This is a genomic window from Streptomyces sp. NPDC104831 (genome assembly GCF_055583025.1).
The window spans coordinates 1-8,455 of the sequence record NZ_JBVJOT010000021.1 but is presented as its reverse complement, the minus strand read 5'-3'; the positions used below and the strand labels follow the sequence as shown (position 1 = coordinate 8,455).

The 8,455-nt window shown below is 76.8% G+C and carries 8 protein-coding genes; 4 read left to right on the top strand and 4 right to left on the bottom strand.

Annotated features, from left to right (window positions below; all coding sequences use genetic code 11):
• Positions 1-231: 231 nt before the first annotated feature.
• From ACZ63H_RS16445 to ACZ63H_RS16435, 3 genes are all read right to left on the bottom strand, one after another.
• The gene (locus ACZ63H_RS16445; RefSeq protein WP_467932091.1) at positions 232-609 is read right to left on the bottom strand and encodes a toxin Doc; all 378 of its coding nucleotides are present in this window, start codon (positions 607-609) and stop codon (positions 232-234) included.
• Positions 610-612: 3 nt separating this feature from the next.
• Positions 613-852, bottom strand: a complete 240-nt coding sequence (locus ACZ63H_RS16440) for a hypothetical protein (RefSeq protein ID WP_030607465.1) — start codon at positions 850-852, stop codon at positions 613-615.
• An 88-nt stretch (positions 853-940) separates the two neighbouring features.
• Entirely contained in the window at positions 941-1,321 is a 381-nt protein-coding gene (locus ACZ63H_RS16435) for a hypothetical protein (RefSeq protein WP_469865495.1), read from the bottom strand.
• A gap of 315 nt (positions 1,322-1,636) precedes the next feature.
• Between ACZ63H_RS16435 and ACZ63H_RS16430 the strand changes: the two genes are divergently transcribed.
• Entirely contained in the window at positions 1,637-4,033 is a 2,397-nt protein-coding gene (locus tag ACZ63H_RS16430; protein WP_469865493.1) for a SpoIIE family protein phosphatase, read from the top strand.
• Positions 4,034-4,093: 60 nt separating this feature from the next.
• On the opposite strand, the gene ACZ63H_RS16425 is transcribed toward ACZ63H_RS16430, so the two are convergent.
• Positions 4,094-4,642, bottom strand: coding sequence for an RNA polymerase sigma factor (locus ACZ63H_RS16425; protein ID WP_467932095.1), 549 nt, complete (start codon positions 4,640-4,642; stop codon positions 4,094-4,096).
• Positions 4,643-4,686: 44 nt separating this feature from the next.
• Here ACZ63H_RS16425 and ACZ63H_RS16420 point away from each other — a divergent pair, with 44 nt between their 5' ends.
• The 3 genes from ACZ63H_RS16420 (at position 4,687) to ACZ63H_RS16410 (ending at position 8,297) form a co-directional block, all read left to right on the top strand.
• Positions 4,687-6,078: a serine/threonine-protein kinase gene (locus tag ACZ63H_RS16420; RefSeq protein ID WP_469865491.1), complete on the top strand. Its 1,392-nt coding sequence runs from the start codon at positions 4,687-4,689 to the stop codon at positions 6,076-6,078.
• Between the two features lie 151 nt (positions 6,079-6,229).
• On the top strand, positions 6,230-6,928 hold the full coding sequence (locus ACZ63H_RS16415; RefSeq protein ID WP_469865489.1) for a DUF4232 domain-containing protein: 699 nt from the start codon (positions 6,230-6,232) through the stop codon (positions 6,926-6,928).
• 115 nt (positions 6,929-7,043) lie between these two features.
• The gene (locus ACZ63H_RS16410) at positions 7,044-8,297 is read left to right on the top strand and encodes an SLC13 family permease (RefSeq protein WP_469865633.1); all 1,254 of its coding nucleotides are present in this window, start codon (positions 7,044-7,046) and stop codon (positions 8,295-8,297) included.
• Positions 8,298-8,455: the final 158 nt, after the last annotated feature.

The window sequence follows — 8,455 nt, the reverse complement described above, 5'->3', positions numbered from 1 at the left end:
AGGGGAGGGAGGGGGGAGGGGGGAAAGGCGCCACCGCCCCCGCCCACCCCCCCCCCCCCCCCCCCCCCCCCCCCCCCCCCCCCCCCGCCCCGTGTGAAGCGGGCGCACGCACCGGCCGGCCGCGCACGCTCCCGAAGGGGGCGGTCCGGTAGTGGACTGACGTCCCGGTCCTCCCCGGGAGGCCCGTCCCGGCCGGTGGCTCCGGCGGCTTCCTCCGCCGGCCGGGGCGGGTCAGATCTGCCAGGCGCGCAGCCGGTCGGCGGCGCCGTAGACGTCGGTCTTGCCGGAGATCAGATCCCGGGCGAGGTCGACGAGGGCGCCGTAGGGCGGATCGATGCCGGCGCCGCTGACGAACATGTAGGCCACGGCGGTGGCGCAGGCGAAGCGGGCGTTGGCGGCCGGCAGCGGCTTGAGCACGGCGAGGGTGTGCAGCAGCGCGGCGGCCCGCCAGGCGGCGTCGGAGTCGACGCCGAGCCGGGGCGGGTCCACCCGGTGCCGGGCGACGGCCGCGACCAGCGCCGAGAAGTCGTCCACGGCGGGCTGGTCGGGCAGGACCTCCTCGTGCCGCTGGAGCAGCCAGGGAACGTCGATGTGGATGACGGAGGGCATCGCTCAGGCGGCCTCGCCCCGGCCGGGGCGCTCGTCGTCGGGGAAGGCCGCGGCGAACTCCTCGGCGTGGCCGGCGAAGAAGCGGCGGAAGGCCTCCGCGCCTTCCTGGAGGGCCCGGTGCCGGGCGATGTCGGCGGCGGCGGCCTCTCGGACCAGGGCCTTCATCGACGTACCGCGCTCCTTGGCGATCTGGCGCAGGTCCTCTAGTTCCCGTTCGCTGAACTCCACGTTGAGAGCTGGCATGCCCTCACGGTACCGCGCGGGTACTCACGCGTAAATATCCCCAGGTGGGGCGGGCTACGTCACGGTACCGCCCGCTCTGCCCGCCCCCTCACGTCTCCCATCCGCCGATGCGCACCGCGCCCTCGGGACGGCCCGGGCGGGCGCTGGTGAGGGTCAGGCGCAGGCGGGAACCCCGGACCGGGCCGAAGGTGATGACGGTGGGGGTGTCGGAGGCGGTGGCCCACTCCGCCCTCGTCCCGGTCGCCGGGACCCGGGCGTGCCCGTCCCGCACCGCGGCCTCGGCCCGCGCGGGCAGGCTGTGACCCGCGTCGACCGTGAAGGACACGGCCACCCGGTCGAAGGTCCGGGTGCGTCCGTGGTCGACCGACACCCGGTCCTTCTCCCGGGCCCCGTCGCACGCGGGCAGCAGCGCGGTGGCCTGCTCGGCGAAGGCGTTGGACCGGCCGGTGGCCGGATCGCCGTCCGGCATCGCGGCGGGCGGGGTGTCCGGGCGGCCGGAGGAGCTCGCGTCCGCGTGCGGGTGGCCGGGCGGCGACGGGGGTCGGGACGGAGGACGGCGGGTGCGGTGGTCACGGCCGGGCGGGCCGGGGTGGTGCCGAGGCGGACGGTGGACGGGCGCAGACCGTCCGCGCGGGCGGTGATCGCCGGTGACCGGGCCCCGGGCGTGTTCGACCGGTCGGCCCTGGGGCCCCGGCGCCGCCCCTCACGCGAGCGCATCACGCACTACGCTGGTACACGGGTGGTGCCATCTGTTCACCGAGAGTGTGCGCTTGGAGCGGCGACGATGAGCCGGGTCTATCCGTTCGACGACACGGGCACGGCACGGGCTGTCGTCGGCGACGACGGCACGCTGCGGGAATGGAACGAGGGCGCCGTCCGCCTGCTCGGCCACCCGGCGGACGCCGTCCTGGGCCGCCCCGCCGCCGAACTGCTGGCCGGCGCCCCCGCCCCGGCCGCCCCCGACGGCCCGCGCTGGGAGGGTACCGTCGCGCTGCGTCACCACGACGGCCGTACCGTCTCCGTGTGGCTGCTCGCCCACCGCCGCCCACCGCACGACGGGCGCCCGGGCGACTGGCTCGTGGTCACCCCGCTCGCCGGCGCGCAGCCGCCCGTCGACGAGGACCCGCTCGCCGAGGCGGGCCTGATCCAGTCACCCTGCGCGATCGCCGTGTACGACGACCGGCTGCGGCTGCGCCGGATGAACGAGGCGATGGCCGCCGTCGTCGGGCTCCCCGAGGAGCGGGTACGGGGGCTGCGGCTCGCGGAGCTGGGCGGCAAGCCGCAGAGCGAGGAGCTGGAGCGCGGCCTGCTCAGGGTGCTGACCTCGGGCCGGCCGCTGGACGTGCAGACCTTCCTGCGCACCGGCGGGGAGGACCGGGCGCACGCCTGGCTGGCCCGGATGGCTCCGGTGCGCGACCGCGCGGGCCGGGTGCGGGGCGTGTCCATGGCCGCGCACGACATCACCGACAACCAGCGCGCCCGGCAGCGGCTCCAGCTCGTCAACGAGGCCAGCGTGCGTGTCGGGACCACCCTGGACGTCACCTGTACCGCCCAGGAGCTGGCGGACGTGTGCGTGCCGGCGCTCGCCGACTTCGTCACCATCGACCTGCTCGACCCGCAGGAGAGCCACGGCGAGCCCCCGGCCCGCGTCACCGCGCCGGTGCGGCTGCGCCGCGTCGCCCACCAGTCGGTGCTGCCCGGCGTCCCGGAGGCGGTGGTCGGCCCCGGGCGGACGGAGCGGTTCCCGGTGTCGTCCCCGCAGGCGGACGCGCTGGCCGCGGGCCGCACCATCGTCGCCTCGCTGCCGGACGCCGCCATGGACCGGTGGCTGACCTGGCACGGCGAGCGCGGCGAACGGGCGCGGGAGTTCGGCGTCCACTCCTCGATGTCGGTGCCGATCCAGGCCCGCGGGCTGACGCTCGGGGTCGCGGTGCTGTGCCGGCACCGGCGGCCGGACGCGTTCACCCCGGACGACGTGCTGCTGGCCGAGGAGATCACCGCGCGGGCCGCCGTCTGCATCGACAACGCGCGCCGCTACTCGCGCGAGCGGGAGACGGCGCTCGCCCTCCAGCGCAGCCTGCTGCCCCGCTCGCTGCCGCGCACGGCGGCGCTGGAGGCGTGCTCCCGGTATCTGCCGGCCGCCCGCGCCGGGGTCGGCGGGGACTGGTTCGACGTGATCCCGCTCTCCGGGATGCGGGTCGCCATGGTCGTCGGGGACGTGGTCGGGCACGGCATCCAGGCCTCGGCCACCATGGGCCGGCTGCGCACCGCCGTGCGCACCCTCGCGGACATCGACCTGACCCCGGACGAGCTGCTGACCCACCTGGACGACCTGGTGCTGCGGCTCTCGGACGAGTCCGGGGCCGCGAGCGCCGGCGAGGCGGGCAGCCCCGGCGAACTCGGCGCGACCTGCCTGTACGCCGTCTACGACCCGGTGTCCCGGCGCTGTTCCCTGGCCCGCGCCGGGCACCCGCCGCCCGTGGTCCTGGAGCCGGGCGGCACCCCCCGGGCACTGGAGCTGCCCGCCGGTCCCCCGCTGGGCCTGGGCGGGCTGCCCTTCGAGTCCGCCGAGGTGGAGCTGCCCGAGGGCACGGTCCTCGCGCTGTACACGGACGGCCTGGTGTGGTCCCGGGAACGGGACCCGGAGGCCAGCCGGGAGCTGCTGCACGCGGCGCTCGGGGCGTACGCCGGCTCACTTGAGGAGACCTGCGATCGCGTGCTGCACGCCCTCCTCCCCTACGGCGGCGCCCCCGACGACGTGGCGCTGCTGCTCGCCCGCACCCAGGGTCTGCCCGCCTCGCAGGTGGCGACCTGGGACATCCCGGCCGACCCGGCGCTGGTCGCGCCGATCCGCAAGCAGGTCGTGGAGCAGCTGGCCGACTGGTCGCTGAGCGAGGCGTCGTTCACGACCGAGCTGGTGGTCAGCGAGCTGGTGACCAACGCCATCCGGTACGGCTCCCACCCGATCCGGCTCCGGCTCATCCACGACGCCACCACGCTGACCTGCGAGGTCTTCGACGCCAGCCACACCGCCCCGCACCTGCGCCGGGCCAAGGTCTTCGACGAGGGCGGCCGGGGCCTGCTCCTGGTGGCCCAGCTCACCCAGCGCTGGGGCAGCCGCCACACCTCGGACGGCAAGACGATCTGGGCCGAACTGCCGCTGTTCGAGCAGGACCGGTAGCGGGCCCGGGCCGAACCCGTACGGCGTACCCGCCCGGACGGGACGGCGCGACCGCCGGGTTCAGGACGCCGTCAGCCAGGGGCGTACCCGTCTGCGGGCCTCGTGCAGGCGCGACTTGAGGGTGCCGAGCGGGATGCCGGCGCGTTCGGCGGCCTCGGCGTAGTCCAGTTGGCAGATGTCCCGGTAGACCAGCGGCGCGACCAGCTGCGGATGCTCCCGCTCCAGCCGGTCCAGGGCCTCCAGCAGGTCCACCCGGGAGCCGGCGATGACGCTGGTGGTGCGCGGGTCGACGGCGTGGGCGGGCTCGATCGCGGCGGGCTGTTCGGCGGCCCGGCGCCTCAGCTCGCGGTACTTCTGCCGGCAGCAGTTGGCGACGACGGTGTACAGCCAGGTGCCGAAGCGGCTGCGGCCCTCGAAGCCCGTGATGTGCCGGGCCACCTGGAGCAGGACGTCCTGGGCGGCCTCCTCGGCGTCCTCCCGGCACGGCAGGAACCGCCCGCAGCGGCGCACGGTCTCGGGCCGGATCTCGCTCAGCAGCAGCTCCAGCGCCGCGCCGTCACCGGCGGCGGCGCGCCGGGCCAGTTCCTCGGTCGGCGTCCGGTCCGGCACGGCGGCCCCCTTCACGTCTTCCTCGGGCCAGGCATGATAGCCGTATGCAGCCCCCGGAGCGGATCGGCCGGTACCGTCTCGAACGGCCGCTGGGCAGCGGCGCGTTCGCCCTGGTGTGGCTCGGCCACGACCCCGGGCTGCAGGCTCCGGTCGCGGTGAAGGTCCTCGCGGAGAACTGGGCGCACCGGCTCGACGTCAGGGAACGCTTCCTGGCCGAGGCCCGGTTGCTGCGCCGGGCGGGTTCCGGCCGGGTGGTGCAGGTCTACGACATCGGGGAACTCCCGGACGGGCGGCCCTACTTCGTGATGGAGTACGCCGGTGGCGGGACCCTCGCCGAGCTGGCGGCGGGTGGTGCGCTGCCGGTGCCCGAGGCGCTGGCGCTGACCGCCGAGGCCGCGCGCGCCGCCGCCGAGCTGCACGAGGCGGGCATCGTGCACCGTGACATCAAACCGGCCAATGTGCTGCTGCACACCGCCCCGGACGGCTCGCGGCGGGTGCTGCTGGCCGACCTGGGCCTGGCCAAGAGCCTCGCGCAGGCCTCGGTGCTGACGCTCGCGGCGGGTTCGGCGGGGTACCGGCCGCCCGAGCAGGCCGAGCCCGGCGCGGGCATCGACGAGCGGGCGGACGTCTACAGCCTGGGCGCGGTCGGCTACGAACTGCTCACCGGGAGCGTGCCGGGCCCGCCGGGGAAGGTGGTGCCGCCCCGGCGGCTGCGGCCGGAGCTGGGCGAGGACGTGGCGCGGGCGCTGCTGCGCGCGCTGGAACCGGACCGGGCGCGGCGCTGGCCGGGCGCGCTGGCGTTCGCGCGGGAGCTGGACCGGCTGGCCGAGCGGCCCCCGGCGCCGTCCGCCCGCCGGGCCGCCGGGCCGCGCGCCCGGCTCGGCCCGGTGGCTCTGGCCATCGCCGCGGTGCTCGCCGCCGGCGCCGCCGCGGTCACGGTGACCGTGGCGCAGCACCGGGACGGCGGCGGGCCGCAGCGGGTGCGGATCACGGACGCCGGCGGGCGGGTGACGCTCACGGTGCCCGCCGGCTGGGGCCGCGAACTGCGCGATTCCGGCTGGGATCCGCGGGTGCTCGGGCTGGCGGCGGGGCGCGAGCCGGGCCTGGTGGTGGCCGACGACCTGTCCCGCTGGACCGACCTGACCGCGCCCGTGGACGGCGTGTTCGTCGGCGTCGGCGGCCGCGGCCGCCTCGCCGCCGCGGTGGCGGCGCTCACCCACCCCGGCTGCCGCTCCACGGGTTCGCGCACCTTCGCCGACGCCCACTGGCGCGGCCTGGTCCGGTCCTTCGGCCGCTGCCCGGACGGCGGCTCGGTCACCGAGTGCGTGCTTTCCCCGGCGGGCGGCGCCGCTCGCCCGCAGGTGTACGTGCAGATACGCCGACGGGGTGACGGCGATGCGGCCGACGGCGTACTGCGTTCGCTGCGGGTGGCCTGAACGGCGCCTGCGGAGGGGCGAAACGGGGAAAAGAACCCGCGTGCCCCGAACTTTTCCGGCGGTCCGCGCATCGGACGGGGAGAACGGCGCACCCGGCGCCCCAGGCACGCGCCACGGCCGCGTGCCACGATCCTTCAGGAGTGTGAGCGACATGGTGCACACCCCCCGGCCCGCGCGGCGCGGGGCCCTGCTCGTGGGCACGGCCGCCGTGCTCGGCCTGCTGGCCGGCTGCGGCGACGGCGAGACCGCCCGCAGCGATCCCCCGGCCAGGTCCTCCGGTACGGCCGCCCCCGCGCGGCCGACGCCCACCCCCTCGGCGTCGGCCCCGGCCACCTCCTCGGCCCCCGTCTCCTCCCTCCCGCCGGCCCCGCCGAGGACGGCGGCGTCCTCGGGCGGCCGCACGACCGCCGCGCCCGCGACCGCCGCGGGCGGTTCCCGCTGTCACACGTCCGAGCTGCGGGCCTCGGTGGGCCGGGGCGACCCGGGCGCGGGCCAGGAGAACTTCCCGGTGGTCCTCACGAACAGGTCCGGTCGCACCTGCACCCTGCGCGGTTATCCGGGCGCGGCCTTCCTGAACGGTTCGGGCGGCCGGCTCGGCTCCGACCCCAGGCGGGCGCCGGGCACCCCGGTCACCGTCACGGTCCGGCCCGGGCAGAGCGCCTGGGCCGGGCTGACCTTCTCCAACCCGCAGGTCAGCGGCGCGAAGGCGGCCACCCCGGCCGTGCTGCTGGTCACCCCGCCGGACGAACGCGATCCGCTGCGGGTGTCCTGGCCCGGCGGCCCGGTGCCGGTCTCCGGCACCGCCTCGGCCGCCCGTCTGACGCTCCTCGGCCCGGGCACGGGGCCCTGACCGGGGTCCTGGGCCGAGCCTTGACCACTCCTCCACCGAGCCCCTGACCGGTCCCGGAGCGGCGGTCTGTTTTCATGGGCGGGCAACCCCGTGATCACTTCCGGAAGGACCCGCCCTGAACACCCCGCTCGCCGCGGCCCTGTCCGCCGCCTTGCTGGTCGCCGTGCTCGCCTGGGCCGTCGTACGGCCCTTCGGATGGCCGGAGGCGGTCATGGCCGTGCCCGCCGCCGGGATCGCGGTGGCCACCGGCGTCCTCCCCCTCGCGCACGCCCGGGCCGAGGCCGAGCGGCTCGGCCCGGTGGTCGGCTTCCTCGCGGCGGTGCTGGTGATCGCCCACTTCTGCGACGTGGACGGGCTGTTCCAGGCGTGCGGCGCGTGGACGGCCCGCTGGGCGGCCGGCCGGCCGGTGCGGCTGCTGACCGCCGTGTTCGCGCTGGCCTCGGCCATCACCGCCGTGCTCAGCCTGGACGCGACGATCGTGCTGCTCACCCCGGTGGTGTTCGCCACGGCCGCGCGTACCGGCGTACGGCCCAAACCGCATGTGTACGCCTGCACCCACCTGTCGAACACCGCGTCGCTGCTGCTGCCGGTGTCCAATCTGACGAACCTGCTGGCGTTCGCGGCGAGCGGGCTGAGCTTCACCCGGTTCGCGGCGCTGATGGCGCTGCCGTGGCTGGCCGCGATCGGCGTCGAGTACCTGGTGTTCCGGCGGTTCTTCGCCCGCGACCTCGCCGCGGCGGCCCCGGCGGACCAGGACGCCGGCGCCGCGCCGCGGCTGCCGCTGTTCGCGCTGGTGACGGTGGGCTGCACGCTGGCCGGATTCCTGGTGGCGTCGGTGTTCGGCGTGGAACCGGCCTGGGTGGCGGCCGGAGGTGCGCTGGTGCTGGCCGGGCGGGCGCTGGCGCGGCGCCGGGCGACCCCGCTGACGGTCGTACGGGCGGCTGCCCCCGCCTTCCTGGCGTTCGTGCTGGCGCTCGGCGTGGTGGTGCGGGCGGTGGTCGACAACGGGCTCGCGGACGTGCTGGGGCAGGTGCTGCCGGGCGGCACCGGGCTCGTCGCGCTGCTCGGCACCGCCGCGCTGGCCGCGCTGCTCGCCAATCTGATCAACAACCTGCCCGCGGTGCTGGTCCTGCTGCCGCTGGCGGCCCCGGCCGGGCCGGGCGCGGTCCTCGCGGTGCTGCTCGGGGTGAACATCGGCCCGAACCTCACCTACGCCGGGTCGCTGGCCACGCTGCTGTGGCGGCGGATCGTGCACCAGCACGAGCACGAGGTGGACCTCGGGGAGTTCACCCGGCTGGGTCTGCTCGCCGTGCCGTCGTCCCTCGCGGTCGCGGTGGTGGCACTGTGGGGGTCGTTGCGGATTCTGTAGGGTGCGCGGGCGCCGCCGCGAAGGCGCGCGGCGGCGGGAGGTGCGGCGGATGCGGGTGATCGCCTGGCTGGTGGAGGGCACCTGGCCGGCCTGGGGGGGGGGGGGGGGGGTGCACCCGACCGGGGGAGACAAAGGGGGGCTTCTCCCCGCTAGGGAAA